Here is a 16,853-nt window from a genome sequence, read left to right as displayed (position 1 = left end):
ACACCCTAGAGACTTTTCTGGAGTAGTTCAAGTTCCCTGGTCGCCCGGGGCGGCGGGGTCCGGGACGGTCACCATGATCAAATCACAGTGCCGCGCCCGCGTGGCGGCGCACCCCGCTCACGTCCGAGTGGACGGCCTCCCCCATCGCCCCGCGACCGCCCGGCGGGAATTCCGTCAACCCCGACCCATTGGCGCACAGCCGCGGGAGTTGCGGAAAAACAAGGGGAAAACGTTCTCCGGTTGCCCCTGTTGCACCTTTTCGCGACCGTCCACAACGATTATCGTCAGTCGCATGGACAAGGGTGACATCGCACCGGACTTCAAGCTCGTCGACCAGGACGGGAATCCGCGCTCACTCGGGGAGTTCCTGGAACTCGGCCCCCTGGCGCTGTTCTTCTACCCCGCCGCCATGACGACCGGGTGCACCGCGCAGAGCTGCCACTTCCGGGACCTGGCCGCCGAATTCGCCGAGGTGGGCGCGCAGCGGGTGGGGATCAGTTCCGACGGGGTGGACAAGCAGCGGGAGTTCTCCGACGCGCACTCCTTCGGTTTTCCGCTCCTGTCCGATCCCGACGGCGCTGTGGCCGCCGCCTACGGGGTCCGGCGGAAGCTGGGACTGCCGGACCGGTTCGGCGCCGTGCAGACGCGGCGGCGGACCATCGTCATCGACACCGACCGGACCGTGCTGGCCGTGGTGAAGTCCGAACTGCGGATGGAGGTGCACGCGGACCAGGCCCTCGCCGCCCTGCGGGCCCGCGCCGGGAAGTAGCACGACGCCGGGGGCGGGCCCACGTGGGCCCGCCCCCGGCACAACGGGCCGATCAGAGCCGGACCAGCACCTTGCCCTTCTTGTCCGCGCCGTCGGCGAACAGCGACCCGTAGGCCGCGGGGATCGAGTCGAAGCCCTCGTGCATGGTGTGCTCGTGGACGACGGCGCCGGAGCGGACCAGGTTGCCCAGGTCGGCCTCCAGGTCCACCCAGCAGGCCGAGTCCTCCATCCACTCCAGGGAGAACACGCCGCGGACGGTGGCCTGCGGGCGCATCAGCAGCGGCAGCAGCCTCGGGCCGACGTGGTCGCCGCCGACCTGGCTCTCGAACTGGGCGCAGATGGCGATCCGCGCGCCGATGGCCAGCATCCCGAACACCTCGTCGGTGAGGGCGCCGCCGACGGTGTCGAGGTAGCGGTCCACCCCCTTGGGCAGGGCGCGGCGGAGGCGGTCGCGGACCTCGTCGCGCGGCTCGTCGCGGCTGTAGACCACGACCTCGTCGAATCCCAGGCCCAGCAGGTGGTCGGTCTTGGCCGCCGAGCGGGTGGTGGCCACCACCCGGCCCGCGCCCGCCAGCCTGGCGAGCTGGCCCGCCACCGAGCCGATCGCCCCGGACGCCCCGCTGATCAGGACGCTGTCACCGGGCCGGACCTGGAGCACCTTGCGCATCGCGCCCCAGGCGGTCATGCCCGGGCCGCCCAGCACGCTCAGCGCCGTGTGCAGCGGGAGGGCGTCGCCGTAGTGGGCGGGGTCGAGCAGGCGGTAGGCGGGGAAGACCAGGGGCATGTTCTCGGCGTGCCAGGTCGAGTCCCAGCGGGTGGGGCCGCCCGTGTCGACCACGTGGGTGCGCCAGCCGCCGAAGCCCTGGACCAGGTCGCCCGGCCGGAACAGGGCGCGGGGGCCCGCCTGGAGGACGCGCATCACCGAGTCGGCGCCCATGTGGTCGCCGACGCGGGTGTCGAGGGCGAGGCCCTGCTGGTAGGGGTCGACCGAGACGTACAGCGTCTCCAGGAGCATCTCGTCCTCGGCGAGGTCGACGACCAGCTCCTCCTCGACCCTCTCGTAGATGCGCGCCGGGTCCGGGACACCGCGCATGTGCTCGCGCACGACCCACTTGGAGACCTTCACGACGCACCCCCGCCCGCCAGCGAGACCAGGTTCCGGGGCGTGCGCTCGTGCTGCGGGCGCACGGCTATCACGCGGTGCGTCGGGGGCGGTCCGTGATCGTCCACGTGTGCGTCGAACTCCTTGTTGTCGTCCTTGCAGATGAATTGCACGACCTGCCTGCCCGCCGTGGCGGCGCGGATCAGGCCGCCGGTGGTGGCCCAGACCCCGGACTGGTAGAAGTTGCGCAGCCCGGGCAGGCCGGGGCCGTACTTCTTGACCAGTTCCTCCAGCGTCTCGCCGCTGTCTACGAACGGCTGCCAGCCCAGCACGGTGCCGTTGTAGTTGCCGGTGTAGCGGACCTGGGTGAGCGGTGTGGACACGTCGCGGGCGACCACCGAGGCGGTGATGCCCGGGTGGCGCTTCTCCAGGATGTCCATCAGCGCCAGCCGCGCCTTGCGCTTGGCGGCGTAGTACTGCTTGCCGTGGCGCACCGGGAGCGTGTGCAGCTTCTCCCCCGCCCGGACCCGGGTCACCTGCTCGGGCCCCTCGTCGACCTCGCGCCACGGCGCGATGTCGGCGAAGTAGGTCATGTAGACGATGGTGGTGCCCTCCGGGGACAGCTCCGGGTAGTGGGTGCTGCGGAACTGGACGTTGATGCTGGGGTGCTTGATGCCGACCAGGTCCCGCGCCTCCTCCTCGGTCAGGAGGTGGGTGGTGCACGGGTCGCCATCGGGCACCGGCCGGTCCAGGGCCAGGAAGAGGCAGACGTAGCCGGGGAAGACCATGCCGGGTTCGTGGATGGTCTCGGTGTAGAGCTTGCGGTATTCGTCGGTGAGGTACTTGTCGTCGAGGAACTTCGTCATCGTGGTGGGCCCGTCGGCGGCGGAGACCACGATGTCGGCGTAGTGCTCGGTGCCGTCGTCGAGCAGCACCCCCACCGCGGTGTCGTCCTCGACGAGAATCCGCTGCACCTTGGCGTTGTAGGTGACCTCGCCGCCCAGGCGCCGGTAGCGCTCCTCGATGGACTTGGCCAGGCCCAGCGAACCGCCCTCGGGCACCCCGGCGGAGAGGTTGGCGTGCGAGGCGAGCTGGAAGTAGATCGGCAGCACCGGGAAGTTGGCGTGCTTCTCGTAGAGGACGTAGTTGAACGCCTCGCGCAGCAGCGGTTCCTCGAAGCGGGCGGAGTAGTCGGTCATCAGCGTGCTGATGGACTTGCGGACCACGTTGAAGTACGGCAGGAACCCGGCCAGCATCCGAATCCGCTCCAGCGTGCCCATGATGCCGACCGGCTTGAGGAACGGGTACACCGCCAGCGCCTTGCGGAACTTGCGCAGCCCGCCGCAGAAGTCGCGGATGAGCTTGGCGTCGGCGGGCGAGATTTCCAGCAGGTGGGCTTCGAGCCGGTCCGGGTCGGAGTAGAAGTGCACCTCCCGGCCGTCGCGACCGCGGACGATGTTGAACACGTCGAAGTGGCGGATCTCCTTGCCCTGCAGCGCACCGAGTTCCAGCCAGATCTGGTGCATCTCGTTGCCCGGGCCGCTGCCGAGCAGCCAGCTTATGCAGCAGTCGAACCAGAAGTCGCCCCGGTCCCAGGCCGTGCAGCAGCCGCCGGGGATCTCGTGCATCTCGAAGATCCGGCTGTCGTAGCCGTTCATCTGCGCGTAGCAGCCGGTGGACAGACCACCGAGGCCCGCACCGATGACGATCATGGTCTTGCGGCTCATGAGGACGTCCTCGCTTCTTCCCCGGATGGCACCTGCTGTTCGGTCCACCGGTCGAGTTGGGGCAGTTCGCCGAGGCGCTCGGGGCCCCAGGGGCGGGTGTCGGTGCTCTCCTGCGCCCGGAACGGCACACCGAGTTCGCGGCAGAGGTACTGCGCGGCGAAGCGGCCGGAGGCGGCGGCCTTGATCAGGCTGCCCCCGCCGACCCAGTGCCCGGCCAGGTGGAACCCGCGCAGACCGGGCAGGCTCAGCCGGTCCTTGCCGATCATCCGGTCGATCAGGTCGTCGGCGCGCGGCGACTTCCAGGCCAGGATCGCGCCCCTGGCGTTGCCGGTGTAGCGCTCGGTGGTGGCCGGGGTGGACACCTGCACCTGTTCGACGCGGTCGCCGATGCCGGGGTGCAGGCGTTCGAGGTATTCCAGGACGAAGGCCGCCACCTCCTGCTTGCGAGCCCGGTAGGCCTTGCGGTCACCGGTGCGCAGGTCCTTCCAGGTGTCGAAGTCGCTGAAGTAGTTGCACATCAGCAGCGAGTGCCCCGGTGGGGCGATGCCCGCGATCATCCGCGACCGCAGGTGCACCACCAGGCTCTTCTGCAACGACCCGGGCAGCCGGGCCGCGTCCTCGTCGGACAGGAAGTAGGTGGTGCTGTGCGACTCCTCGGCGGGCAGGTCGCCGCGGATGCCGACGAACACCGACACCAGCGCCGGGTACAGCTCACCGGGGGCGGGCATGACCTCGGTGAGCATCGTGTCCAGCGTGGGGCTGCTGTGGCTGCCGCCAAGCAGGGTGGACACCGTGGACAGCGCGTCGCACGCGGCGACGACGTGGTCGGCGTAGTGCCGCTCACCGCCGCGCAGCTCCACGCCGACCGCGCGGCCGTCCTCGACCAGGACGCGGGCGACCCGGGACCGGAAGTCGATCCGGCCGCCGAGGGCGGTGTAGCGGTCCTCGATGGACTTGGCCAGGCCGAGCGAGCCGCCCTGGGGCATGCCCACGTTGCCGTTGTGCGCCTCGGCCATCGTGTAGTGGTACGGGATCAGCGCGAAGTTCTCCGGGTCCTGGAAGAACATGTTCCGCAGCGCCTTGGCCAGGAACGGGTCGCTGAACCGGGCGGTGAAGTCGGCCATCTGGGTCCCCCCGCTGCGCCAGAACAGGCGGAACGCGGGGAGCACCGTGGCGAGCATGGCCAGCTTCTCCCGCAGCGGCGTCAGCGGCGGCGGGGTGAGGAACGGGTGCAGGGCCAGCTTGGTGAACCGGCGCAGGTCCGCGCAGAACCCGCGGATCAGCTTCTCGTCGGCGGGCGAGCAGGCCAGCAGCTCGGCCTCCAGCCGGTCCGGGTCGGTGGGGAAGGACACCGACCGGCCGTCGGTGTCGACCACCTTGTTGAACACCTCGAACCGGGTGACCGACTTGCCGTCGAGCGCCCCCAGCTCCCGCCACACCTGGTTCGCGGCGTTGCCGGGCTTGGTGCCGTTGAGCCAGTCGATGCAGTAGTCGAACAGCCAGCCGTCTCGGCCCCAGCCGGTGCAGCAGCCGCCCGCGATGACGTGCTTCTCGAAGATCCGCGTCTCCAGGCCGCTCATCTGCCCGTAGGAGCCGACCGCCATGCCGGAGACCCCGGCGCCGACGATGATCACCCGGGGAGGCTGCCCGGGGCGGCGCCCGCGCCGCTCCCAGACCTCCCGCCTGCTACGCGACATCGCGCTTGCCCCCCTGGCCCAGGACCTCCAGCAGCAGGGCGGCGTTGTGCTCCAGGTGCTCGCCGTCGAGCATCTCCTCGTGCGCCCCGGAGCCGCGCAGCACGACCGTGCCCGCGGTCGAGGTGCCGTGCCAGCTCCCCTTGGCGCCCTGGGCGTACTTCTCGGCCTTGGACTCGTCGGACAGGACCGTGACCGGGGCGCCCACCACGCCGGTGTTCGGGGTCTGGCTGGAGTAGCCAAGGTAGTCCCGCGCCTGGGCCACGGTCTCCTCGGTCACCGTCGCCGACCCGGTGTGCCGCCGCAGGTGGTCGGCGAGTTCGCGCTCGAACTCGGCGATGTGCTCCTCGGCCAGCTCGAAGCGCTCCGGCACCCGGTAGGAGTCCATGATGACCACGTGCGCGGTGGCCGCGCCGCGGCGCTCCAGCTCCTTGGCCACCTCGAAGGCCAGGTTGCCGCCGAGGGAGTAGCCGAACAGCGTGTACGGCCCGTCGGCCTGGCAGGACTGCACCAGGTCGGCGTACCGGGCGGCCTTGTCCGGGCCGGGGATGAAGTTGAACGCCGTGAGCCGGTGCTCGGGCAGTTGCGCGGCGAGCTGGCGGTAGACCAGGCCGTGCCCGCCCGCGGGCGGGAAGCAGAACACGGTGTCGGTCCGGTCGGGGTTGAACTCCAGGAACGGCTGCGAACCCGCCACCCGGCCGGTCACCACGTGCTCGACCGCGGTGGCCATGCCGTGCAGGGTGGTGAGCCGGAACAGCATGCTCACCGGGACCTCCACCGCGAACTCGGTGCGCAGGTGGTGGATCAGCTCCACCAGCTTCACCGAGCTGCCGCCCAGCTCGAAGAAGTCGTGCCGCAGCCCGACCCCCTCCACGCCGAGCAGCGACTGCCACAGCGCGGCCGTGCGCACCTCGTACAGGGTGACCGGCGGTTCGAACGCGACGGTGCCCGCGCTCGCCTCCGGCACCGGCAGCGCGTCCACGTCGACCTTGCCGTTCGGGGTGAGCGGCAGCTCGGGCAGCGCGGCGAAGTGCGTCGGGATCATGAAGGTGGGCAGCCGCTCGCCGAGGTGGGCGCGCAGCGCGCGCCAGTCCGGGGCGGCCCCGTCGGCGGGCACGCAGTACGCGCACAGCACGTCCTCGCCGCGCTGGTCGGGCCGCACCAGCACCACCACGTGCGCCAGCCCCGGCCAGCGCGACAGGTGGGTCTCCACCTCGCCGACCTCGACCCGGTGGCCGTGCACCTTCACCTGGCCGTCGGCGCGGCCCAGCAGCTCCACGTGCCCGCCCGCGCCCCAGCGCGCCAGGTCGCCGGTGCGGTAGAGCCGCACCTCGCGGCCGTCCAGCTCGCGGGTGGTGAAGCGCAGCGCGGTCTGCTCCGGGTCGCCGACGTAGCCCGCCGCCACGCCGGTGCCGCCCACGAACAGCTCGCCCGCCACCCCCGGGGGCACCGGTTCACCGCGCTCGTCGAGCAGGTACAGCTCGGAGTTCGGGAACGGGCGGCCGATCGGCACCATCCGCCCCGGTTCCAGGCCGTCGACCGGGCCCTCGAACCAGGTGCTGTCGATCGTGGCCTCGCTCAGGCCGTAGGAGTTGACCACCCGGGTGTCCGGGCCGCACAGGTCGACCAGGCGCCGGTACTCGGCGACCTTCCAGGCGTCCGAGCCGACCGCGAGCAGCCGCAGGAAGTCCAGCCGGGCCCCGGTCCGGTCGCAGTGCGCCATCAGCGCGCGGACCACCGCGGGCACGAACTCGGCGCACTCGACCCGCTCGGTGACCATGGTGTCGTACAGGCGGGCGGTGTCGAAGAGCAGGTCGCGGTCGACCAGCACCAGGGTGCCGCCGGAGCCCAGCGCCCGGACCAGGTCGCCGGTGAACACGTCGAAGGCGAACCCGGCCATCTGGAGGTGGACCCTGGCGTCGGTGTCGAGCCGGTACTCCGCGCGCCACGCCTCGAACGCCGAGGCGAGGTTGCGGTGGGTGACCCGGACGGCCTTGGGCAGGCCGGTCGAGCCCGAGGTGAAGATGACGTACGCGGTCGAGTCCAACGGCACTGCGTCCAGCGGCACCGGTTCGAGCACCGCGGCCGGGTCGGGCTCCAGGTCGGCGAGGGCGGTCACCGCGCCCGGCAGCCGGTCGGCGTACCGGTCGTCGGCCAGCACCAGCTCCGCGCCCGCCGTCTCCAGCATGTGCGCCAGGCGCTCGGCCGGGTAGTCCGGGTCCAGCGGCAGGTACGCCGCACCGGACTTGAGCACGGCCAGCACGGTGACCACCAGGTCCGTCGACTTGGGCAGGCACAGGGCCACGACCGACCCCGCGCCGATGCCCCTGGCGCGCAACCCGCCCGCCAGTGCGCGCGCCCGGCTCTCCAGGTCGCCGTAGGACAGCCGCTCCCCGCCCGGCACGACCACCGCGGTGGCCTCCGGGGTGATCGCCGCCGCGGCGGAGATCAGCTCGGGCAGCGGGATTTCGGCCGGGACGACCCGGCCCGCGCCGCTCCACTCGGTGAGCACGGTCCGGCGCTCGGCCGCGTCCAGCACCGGCAGGGCGGTGGCCGGGGCGTCGTCGGCCGCCTTGGTCAGGCCGTCGAGCAGGGTCACGTAGTGCCGGGCGAAGCGCTGGACGGTCTCGGCGAAGAACAGGTCGGTGTTGTACTTGAAGACGCAGTGGAAGCGGTTCTCCGCCTCGTCCTCGTACACCGACAGGGTCAGGTCGAACTGGCCCTCCTCCTCCGGCAGCTCAATGTAGTCGAGCTGGTAGCCGTACTTCTCGGTGGAGACCTTGTGCGCCAGCAGGATGAACATGGCCTGGAACACCGCGGACCGGCTCGGGTCGTGCTTGAGCTTGAGCTGCTCGACCAGCAGGACGAACGGGAACTCCTGGTTGTCGAGTCCGTTGAGGACGGTGGAGCGCACCTGCTCGATCAGCTCGCCGATGGTCGGCTCGCCGGACAGGTCGGCGCGCAGCGGCAGCGGGTTGACGAAGTAGCCGTAGACGCCCGCGAACTCCGGTTCGGTGCGCCCGGTCACCGGGCTGCCGACGATGATGTCGTCCTGGCCGGTGTAGCGGTGCAGCAGCAGGTAGTAGGCGGCCATGAGGACCACGAACACGGTGGTGTCGTGGGCGCGGGCCACCTCGTGCACCCGGGCGGTCAGGTCCCCGTCGACGGTGAAGAACTCCGACGCGCCGTTGTCGGTCTGCACCGCCGGGCGCGGCTTGTCGGTCGGCAGCGCCAGCACCGGCACCTCCTGGGGCAGGTGGTCGCGCCAGTAGGCCAGCATCCGCTCGGCGTCGGGGCTCGCCAGGAACCGGTTCTGCCAGTTGAGGAAGTCCAGGTACTGGGCGGCGGGCTCGGGCAGCTCGACAGTCTCCCCGCGCTTCATACCCTCGTAGAGCGACAGCAGCTCCTCGATGAAGGTGAAGGTGGAGATGGCGTCGGAGATGATGTGGTGCACCGCCTTCATGATCACCCAGCGGTCCGGGCCCCTGCGGAACAGCCGGAACCGCACCAGCGGGTCGGTGCCCAGGTCGTACGGCCTGCGGTACTCGTCGATGATCGTCCGGTAGATGTCCTCCCACGGCCGGTCCTCGACGTCGAACAGCGCCACGTCGGCCTCGGCGGTGTCGGCGATCCGCTGCACCGCCTGGCCCTTCTCCAGCACGAAGTTGGCGCGCAGCAGCGGGTGGCGGGCCACCAGGGCGCGCACCGCGTCGAACATCAGCTCCGGCTCCAGCTCCACCCGCACCTCGACCGCGCCGCCGATGTTGTAGGCGAAGCCGTCCGGGTTGAGCTGCTTGAGGAACCACAGCGCCTTCTGGTTCTGGGTGAGCGGGTAGCGGTGCTCGTCGGTGAAGACCTCCACCTCGGCACCGTCGTCGCCGCCCGCGACGCGGGCGATGAGCCCGGCGTGCACCTGCTCGACCAGCTCGGCGACCGGGGCGCCGCTGAGCAGCGCGACCACCGGCAGCGACACCTTCAGCTCGGTGTTGACCTTGGCCCGCAGTTCCATCGCCAGCAGCGAGTCCAGGCCAGCCGAGGTCAGGCCCGCGCCCTGGTCGACCTTCTCCGGGGCGACCCGCAGCACGCCAGCGACCAGCGCGGTGAACCGCTCGGCGACCAGCTCGCGCCGGGTGGCGTCGTCGGCGACCCGGAACACGTCGAGGAAGCTGCCGCCGGTCTCGGTGACCTCGGTCGCCGCGGCGGCCAGCTCGGCCACCAGCGGCGGCGGGTCGGCGTACCAGGACAGGAACGTCGGCCAGTCCACCACCGTGGCCACCAGAAGCTGAGCCTGCTCCTGGCCGAGCACGCGTTCCAGCACGGCCATGCCCGCCTCCGGCGACAGCGAGCTCATGCCGCGGCTGACCCGGTAGTGCTCGACCAGGCCCAGCTCCTCGATCATCCCGGTGGCCCACGGCCCCCAGTCCAGGCTCAGCGCGGGCAGACCCCGGGAGCGGCGGTGGTGGGCCAGCGCGTCGAGGAAGGCGTTGCCCGCCGCGTAGTTGGTCTGACCCGCCGTGGTCAGCAGCGAGGCCACCGAGGCGAACAGCACGAAGTGGTCCAGCGGCTCGTCGCGCAGGTGGCGGTGCAGCAGCCACGCTCCGACGACCTTGGGGTCGTGCACGGCGTCGAAGGTGGCGCGGTCCATGTCCGGGACGAGGGTGTCGCGGACGTGACCCGCCAGGTGGAACACCCCGCGCAGCGGCAGCCCGTGGTCGCGGCGGTACCCGGCCAGCCAGCGGGTGAGCGCGGCCTCGTCGGTGACGTCGATCGGGGCGAGGATGACCTGCGCGCCCGCCTCCTCCAGGTCGCGGACGAAGCGCACCGCGCCGCCGACCTTGCCCGCCGGGTCGAGCGCGTCCCACCACGCCCGCTCCGGCAGCGGGGTGCGGCCGAGGAGCACCAGCCTGCGCGCCCCCCGGGAGACCAGGGTGCGGCACAGCAGCCTGCCCAGGGCGCCGAACGCGCCGGTGACCAGGTAGGCGCCGTCCTGGCGCAGGCGCGGCGGCAGCGGCGCGGTGAGCGCGTCGGCGGCGGGCACCAGCCTGCTGGTGTGCCGCACTCCCCCGCGCAGCGCGACCTCGTCGACGTCCGGGTCGGCGGGGGCGGCCAGCTCGCGCAGCAGCGCGTCCGCCTCGGCGGCCCGGTCCGGGGCGCCGGGTTCGAGGTCGACCAGGACACCGCGGTGCGCGGTCAGCTCCTGGTGCCACAGCACCCGGCTGATGCCCCAGGCGCGGGCGCCGATCGGCTCCACCGGGTCCTCGGCGCGCACGGCCTGGGTGCCGCGGGTGACCACGTGCAGCCTGCCGGTCAGCTCCCCGGCCAGCACCGACTGCGCGGTGGTGATCAGCGAGTAGGCGCCCGCCGCCGGGTCCAGCGCGGCCCGGTCCAGCGCGTCCGCGCCGGGCAGGTCCAGGTTCCACAGGTGCACCACGGCCTCGAAGCCGGTCTCGGCGCCGTCGGCCAGGTCCGCGGCCAGCCGGGACAGGTGGGTCGGGTCGCCGGGGACCACGGTGGACTCCCAGCGGCCCGCGCGGTAGGCGGGCCCGGTGCGCACCAGGTGGCAGTGCCCGCCCTCGGCGCGCACCCGGGCGGCCAGCTCCTCGGCCACCCCGCCGCGGTCGGCGAACAGCAGCCAGCGGCCCAGCGGGCCCTCGATCGGGGCCGGGTCGGGCACCGGCCGCCAGGACACCCGCGACAGCCAGCCGTCGATGGTCTGCCTGCCGACCGCGGTGGCCGCCTTCTCCACGTCAACGGCGCGGAACCCGCCGACGCGGCCCAGCGGCTCGCCCGCCTCGGTGTAGAGGGTGATCTCGCCGACCAGCTCGTCGGCCTCGCGGCCGGTGAGCACCGCGTGCGCCCACAGCGGCCGGGCGCCGACCTCGTCGACCCGGATCTCCCCGATCGACACCGGCAGCCGGATGCCGTCGCGGGCCTGCTCGGTGATCAGCGGGGTGAGCAGGGTCTGGAAGCAGGAGTCGAGCAGCACCGGGTGCAGGTGGTGCCCGGCGGCGTCCACCCCGGCCGGGGCCTCGATGCGGGCCAGCGCCTCGTCCCGGCCCACCCACACCTCGGTGATGCCCTGGAACGCCGGGCCGTAGTGGTAGCCGAGCCGGGCCAGTTCGGCGTAGGCGCCGGGGCCGTCGAGGTGCTGCCGGGCGCGGGCACGCACCGCGTCGGCGTCGAGCGGGGTGGCGGGCAGGGCGCGCTGCTCGGCGCGCAGCACGCCGCTGGCGTGCACGACCCGCTCGCCGGTGTCGCTCGCGGTGGCCACGGTGAACGACGCGTCCTCACCGGACAGCGACAGGTGCACCGGCCGCGGGTCGCTGTCGGAGAGGAACAGCGCCTTGCGCAGCCGCAGGTCCGCCACGGTGGCGTCGGTGCCCCCGGTCAGCGCCTTGACCGCCTGCAACGCCATCTCCACGTAGCCCGCGGCGGGGAACAGCGGGTTGCCCTGGATGCGGTGGTCGTCGAGGTAGGGCAGCGCCTCGGTGTCGAGCCGGTTCTCCCAGGCTGCCTCGGCGCCCGCGCCGCGGCGGCCCAGCAGCGGGTGGTCGCGGTGGCCCAGGCGCACCCTGGCGACCGGCTCGGGCTCGACCCAGTAGCGGTCGCGGCGCCACGGGTAGCGCGGCAGCGGCACCGGCGACCCGGCGGGCTGGAGCACCGACCAGTCCACGGTGGCGCCCGCGGCGTGCAGGGCGGCGACCGAGCGGGCCAGGCGGACCGGCTCGTCCTCGGCGCGGCGGATCGACGGCACGCTGGTGCCGGTCAGGCCCCGGGCGGCCAGGCACTCGCCGATGGAGTGCGCCAGCACCGGGTGCGGGCCGATCTCCAGGAACAGCCGGTGCCCGTCGGCGGCGAGCGCGTCCACGGCCTCGCGGAAGCGGACCCGGTCGCGCACGTTGTCCCACCAGTAGCCCGCGTCCAGCTCGGGTCCCGCGCCCCGGCCGGGGCGGCCGGTCAGGTACAGCGGCACGGCGGCCGGGTCGGCGGTGATCCCGGCGAGCGCGGCCAGCAGGTCCTCCCTGATCGCGTCCATCGCGGCGCTGTGGTAGGGCACCAGCACGGACAGGAACTTGGCGAACACGCCGTCGCCGTTGAGCGCCTGGTGCAGCTCGGCGAGCGCGTCCCGCTCACCGGCCAGGGTGACCGCGCCGGGGCTGTTCACCGCCGCGATCGACACCCGGTCGCCGTAGGGGCGCACCCGCGCGGTGGCCTCCGCCTCGGTCAGGCCGACGGCCAGCATGGTGCCCGCGCCGACCAGCTTCTGCTGCAACCGGCTGCGGTTGAGGATCACCGTGACGGCGTCCTCGAACGAGTACACGCCCGCCTCGTAGAAGGCGGCGGCCTCACCGGTGCTGTGCCCGACGATCGCCGCCGGTTCGACCCCGCGCGAGCGCCAGACGGCGGCCAGGGCGATCTGCACGGCGAAGTTGGCGGGCTGCGCCAGCCAGGTCTCGGCCATCTGCGAGTCGGCCTCGTCGGCGCCCATCAGTTCGACCAGCGACCACCCGGCCTGGGCGCGGATCTCGGCGTCGACGCGCTCGATCACCGCCCGGTACACCGGGTCGGCGGCGAAGAGCTGCCTGCCCATGGCCCACCACTGCGGGCCCATGCCGGTGAACACCCACACCGGTCGCTCGTCGGTCCCCGCCCGCCCGGTCAGGACGTCGGGATGCGCGGTGTCCGCCTCGGCGGCGGCCAGCGCCGCGTCCAGGGATTCCCGATCGGTGTAGACCACGGCGGCGCGGTGCTCGTGGTGCTGGCGGCGGTGGGCCAGGGTGTGGCCCAGGTCGGCCAGGTCCACCCCGGCGGCCAGCTCGGCGCGCAGCCCGGCGGCCAGTTCGGCCAGGGCTTCCGGCGCCTTCGCCGACAGCGGCAGCACAGCGGGCACGGGGACCTCGACGCGCTCGGCCGGGGCCTCGCGGGCGGGCGGCTCCTCCAGCAGGACGTGTGCGTTGGTCCCGCCGAACCCGAAGGAGTTCACCCCGGCGCGGGCCGGGCCGTCGTGCTCGGGCCACGGCACCGGCTCGGTCGGGATGTCGAACGGCAGCGCCGCCAGGTCGATCTCCGGGTTGACCCGGTTCAGGTTGATGTGCGGCGGGATCACCTTGTGCCGCAACGCCAACGACGTCTTGATCAGCCCGGCCATGCCCGCGGCGGCCTCGGTGTGGCCGATGTTGGCCTTCACCGAGCCGATGTAGCACTTGGCACCCGGCGCGCGGCCCTTGGCCAGCACCCGGCCCAGGGCGTTGGCCTCGATCGGGTCGCCGACCGGGGTGGAGGTGCCGTGCGCCTCCACGTACTGCAACTCGCCGGGAGAGACGCCCGCCTCCGCGCACACCCGCTCGATCAGCGCCGTCTGCGCGTCGCCGCTGGGCACGGTGATGCCCGGGGTGCGGCCGTCCTGGTTGACGCCGGTTCCGATGATCACCGAGTGGATCGGGTCGCCGTCGCGCAGCGCGTCGGCCAGGCGCTTGATCGCCACCACGCCCACGCCCTCGGCGCGCACGTAGCCGTCGGCGTCGGCGTCGAAGGTGCGCGACTTCCCCTCCGGGGACAGGAAACCGCCCTTGGTCTCGGCGATGGTGTACTGCGGCGCGGAGTGCAGCAGGGTGCCGCCCGCCAGTGCCAGACCGGTCTCACCGCTGCGCAGGCTCTGGCAGGCGAGGTGGACCGCGACCAGGGAGGAGCTGCACGCGGTGTCGATGGACACGCTGGGGCCGCGCAGGTCGAAGCAGAACGAGATCCGGTTCGACACCATCGTCATCATCGTCCCGGTCGCGGTGTGCGCGGCCAGCGTGGTGAAGCCGAGGTCGGCGAACTGGAGGATCTTGTAGTCCAGGGTGAAGGCGCCGACGAACACGCCGACGTCGGTGCCCGCCAGCTCGGCGGGCTTCTGGCCACCGTCCTCCAGCGCCTCCCACGCCACCTCCAGCAGCTTGCGCTGCTGCGGGTCCATGTGCTCGGCCTCGCGCGGGCTGATGCCGAAGAACTCCGGGTCGAACTCGTCGAAGCCGTCGATGTAACCGCCCCGACCGCCGACTAAGCGCCCCGGTTTCGCCTTGTCGCGGCTGCCCAGGGTGGTCCGGTCGTAGCGGTCGCGCGGTGTGTCGGTGACGCAGTCCTTGCCGTCGAGCACGTTGCGCCAGAAGGTCCGGTAGTCCGACGCGCCGCCGGGCAGGCGGCAGCCGATACCGACGATGGCGAAGCGGTTGTCCTCGGGAACGGGCGTGCGTGGGTGCATCGCGGGGCTTTCCTTCGTGTGTCGGGAAACCGGGTGGACGCGGACCGGGACCGCGCGGGCGGACCGGGCGGCTCAGCCGCCCGGCCTCGGCGCGCGGCCCCGGGGTCGCAGCGGGTGCAGGAACGAGGCGACGACCTCACCGGTGCGCGGGAACGAGGTCGGGTCGGACAGGCCGATGGCGGCCGGGGTGCGCCCGGGCCGCCAGGTGTAGCTGCCGAACAGGTGGTCCCACACGGACAGGTCCGAGCCGTAGTGGCCCGCCTCGGCCAGGTCGGTGCTGTGGTGCAGGCGGTGCTGCTCCGGGCTGGCCAGCACGTGGTTGAGCCAGCCGATGCCGACATCGATGTTGGCGTGGGTGAAGTAGCCCTGGAGGACCACGAACAGGCCGACGGCGAACACCGACTGGGCGGAGAAGCCGACCAGTGCCAGGGAAAGCTGCACGACGACCTGGGTCATGGTGATGTCGAGGACGTGGTTGACGCCGTTGTTGCCCACGTTCACCTTGTCCGGGACGTGGTGCACGCCGTGGAACCGCCACAGGAACGGGTTGCGGTGGCTGAACCGGTGGAAGGCGTACCCGCCGAGCGAGCCGAGCAGCAACGCCGTGGGCAGCTCCAGTGCCAACGGCCAACCCGGTTCCAGCGGCGCGATGGCCTCGACCACAGCGGCCACCAGGGTCTGGGCGAGTGCGGTGCCGAGGGCGGTGAACAGGAAGTACAGGGCGTACACGCCCCACTCACGCGGCCTCGGCCGCCACCGCGGCTCGAACGGGATCAGGTGTTCGAGCAGGGCGAACACCGCGATGATGGTGAACGCGGCCAGCGGGCTGACCACACCGGGGTCCCAGTCCTCGGCTATGGCGACCACGGCGGTGGTGAGGGTGGCCAGGAGCAGCGCGGGGTAGGCGATCCGGCGCAGCACGGGGTGCGGCGAGGTCCCCCGCCGGGACAACGAGTCGACCATTGAGCGCTCCTCACGATCACCGTCCGGGCACGCGGACGTGCGCCTGCCACGGGAAAGTCGTGGCAGGCAGGGGAATGAGCGGGACGGTCCACATCGGCCGTCGGGAGTGGAACGCGGAGCCGGACCGTTCCGACCACCGCGAGAACTTCCGCGCGGTGGCGTGCACCCGTCCGAGCGCCACCCGAAGATCAGGTCGCGGCAAACGTTACCGATTATTTCGAACACCGGGCAATGCACCGTTCGGTTGACGGGGATTTTCCGGGTACAAGCACGTCCGGGCAACAGTTGTTCTGCGCCTCCTGGCCCATGCGGTGATCCACTCGGAGTACCCCGGGTACAGCCCCGCCCGACGGCCCCCGTGCGCCCGGACCCCAGAACTGGGCTGGTGGCAGTCCCGGCTCGCAGCTTCCGGACAACACGCGTGCGGTTTCGCGGTTCCGGACACCGCCGGAGCAGGCCGCCGCGGGCGGGGACAGCCGATGATCACACAGCGCCACGACGGGCGGAGTGGTCCCGCACCCGCTGCGCCACAAGGAGGAAGCGGTGCGATCGACGCCACAGCCCCGACTGAGGCCCGCTCAGGAAAGGCGGTTCCCATTTCTCTGGGAATGGGGTACGGCTGATTTCCGCGTCATGAACGACATTTCAAGAGCCGGACATCTTGTCGTCACAATGCGCGGATTAATCCAGAACGGGGCGGACTACGCGGGGGCGGGCGGGTCGGTCCGCACGGGGTCGACACCGTTCCACGGGATGACGCGGAGGGTCTGGGCGGCCTGCTCCCGCGCGCGCGGGTCGGTGATCCGCTCGTCGTCCACCAGGAGCGTCTCGCGGATGAAGTCGCCGGTGAGGCGGGTCGAGGCCGGACCGCCGGGGTTGATCAGGACGTCGACGCCGTCGGCGAGGTGGACGACCAGTTCGTCCAGGTCGACCCGGTGCCAGCCGGGCGGGGTGACGCGGTCGCGGTGCGGTTCACCGGTGACCACCACGACGCAGGGGACGTCGTCCGGGGACTTGGTGATCAGGGGGCGGCCGTCGGCGTTCACCGCGAGTTCGAGCGCGGCGTCGCGCAGGACCAGTTGCAGGTGGGAGGTCTCGGCGCGGGCCTGGAGCACCAGCCGCAGGACGGCGTCCAAGGGGTCCGTCGGGGAATCCGCACCGGTGGGGCGGTAGTCCCGGTTGGGCCGGAAGCGGCCGAGCCCACCGCCCTCGTCCACCGGCCACAGACCGACCACCGCCTCCGCCGGTGGCGTCGCGCCCTCGGCGGGCCGCCAGGTGGGGTCCATCAGCAGGAACCAGTTCTCCAGCGAGTCCTCGCCCCGCTCCGGGTCGTCGGTCATGGTGTCCATCGTGG

Annotated in this window: 7 protein-coding genes; 1 reads left to right on the top strand and 6 read right to left on the bottom strand. The window is 72.3% G+C overall.

Annotated features, from left to right (window positions below; all coding sequences use genetic code 11):
* Positions 1-292 precede the first annotated feature (292 nt).
* Entirely contained in the window at positions 293-769 is a 477-nt protein-coding gene (locus DFQ13_RS12690; protein ID WP_110079930.1) for a peroxiredoxin, read from the top strand.
* A gap of 52 nt (positions 770-821) precedes the next feature.
* On the opposite strand, the gene DFQ13_RS12685 is transcribed toward DFQ13_RS12690, so the two are convergent.
* The 6 genes from DFQ13_RS12685 to DFQ13_RS12660 all read right to left on the bottom strand — a co-directional run bounded on the left by DFQ13_RS12685 (position 822) and on the right by DFQ13_RS12660 (position 16,848).
* Positions 822-1,895 (bottom strand): MDR family NADP-dependent oxidoreductase, encoded by a 1,074-nt coding sequence (locus tag DFQ13_RS12685; protein WP_110079929.1) that lies wholly within the window; start codon positions 1,893-1,895, stop codon positions 822-824.
* Positions 1,892-3,598: a phytoene desaturase family protein gene (locus tag DFQ13_RS12680; RefSeq protein WP_110079928.1), complete on the bottom strand. Its 1,707-nt coding sequence runs from the start codon at positions 3,596-3,598 to the stop codon at positions 1,892-1,894. The genes DFQ13_RS12685 and DFQ13_RS12680 overlap by 4 nt, the downstream gene beginning before the upstream one ends.
* Positions 3,595-5,295 carry a phytoene desaturase family protein gene (locus DFQ13_RS12675; protein WP_110079927.1) on the bottom strand — a complete coding sequence of 567 codons (1,701 nt, stop codon included), beginning with the start codon at positions 5,293-5,295 and terminating at the stop codon, positions 3,595-3,597. The genes DFQ13_RS12680 and DFQ13_RS12675 overlap by 4 nt, the downstream gene beginning before the upstream one ends.
* Positions 5,285-14,536: a non-ribosomal peptide synthetase/type I polyketide synthase gene (locus DFQ13_RS12670; RefSeq protein ID WP_110079926.1), complete on the bottom strand. Its 9,252-nt coding sequence runs from the start codon at positions 14,534-14,536 to the stop codon at positions 5,285-5,287. Before DFQ13_RS12670 ends, DFQ13_RS12675 begins: the two co-directional genes overlap by 11 nt.
* Positions 14,537-14,608: 72 nt before the next feature.
* Entirely contained in the window at positions 14,609-15,499 is an 891-nt protein-coding gene (locus DFQ13_RS12665) for a sterol desaturase family protein (RefSeq protein ID WP_110079925.1), read from the bottom strand.
* A gap of 701 nt (positions 15,500-16,200) precedes the next feature.
* Positions 16,201-16,848, bottom strand: a complete 648-nt coding sequence (locus tag DFQ13_RS12660) for a type VII secretion system-associated protein (protein ID WP_110079924.1) — start codon at positions 16,846-16,848, stop codon at positions 16,201-16,203.
* Positions 16,849-16,853 lie beyond the last annotated feature (5 nt).

It is taken from the genome of Actinokineospora spheciospongiae, from assembly GCF_003182415.1.
Lineage (GTDB): Bacteria > Actinomycetota > Actinomycetes > Mycobacteriales > Pseudonocardiaceae > Actinokineospora > Actinokineospora spheciospongiae.
The sequence above is the reverse complement of the archived record's forward strand: the minus strand, read 5'-3'. Positions and strand labels throughout refer to the sequence as shown.

Excerpts from the sequence above, each read along its gene's own strand:
- DFQ13_RS12690 (WP_110079930.1), top strand. The coding sequence starts at position 293 with ATGGACAAGGGTGACATCGCACCGGACTTCAAGCTCGTCGACCAGGAC.
- DFQ13_RS12680 (WP_110079928.1), bottom strand. The coding sequence starts at position 3,598 with ATGAGCCGCAAGACCATGATCGTCATCGGTGCGGGCCTCGGTGGTCTG.
- DFQ13_RS12675 (WP_110079927.1), bottom strand. The coding sequence starts at position 5,295 with ATGTCGCGTAGCAGGCGGGAGGTCTGGGAGCGGCGCGGGCGCCGCCCC.
- DFQ13_RS12670 (WP_110079926.1), bottom strand. The coding sequence starts at position 14,536 with ATGCACCCACGCACGCCCGTTCCCGAGGACAACCGCTTCGCCATCGTC.
- DFQ13_RS12665 (WP_110079925.1), bottom strand. The coding sequence starts at position 15,499 with ATGGTCGACTCGTTGTCCCGGCGGGGGACCTCGCCGCACCCCGTGCTG.
- DFQ13_RS12660 (WP_110079924.1), bottom strand. The coding sequence starts at position 16,848 with ATGGACACCATGACCGACGACCCGGAGCGGGGCGAGGACTCGCTGGAG.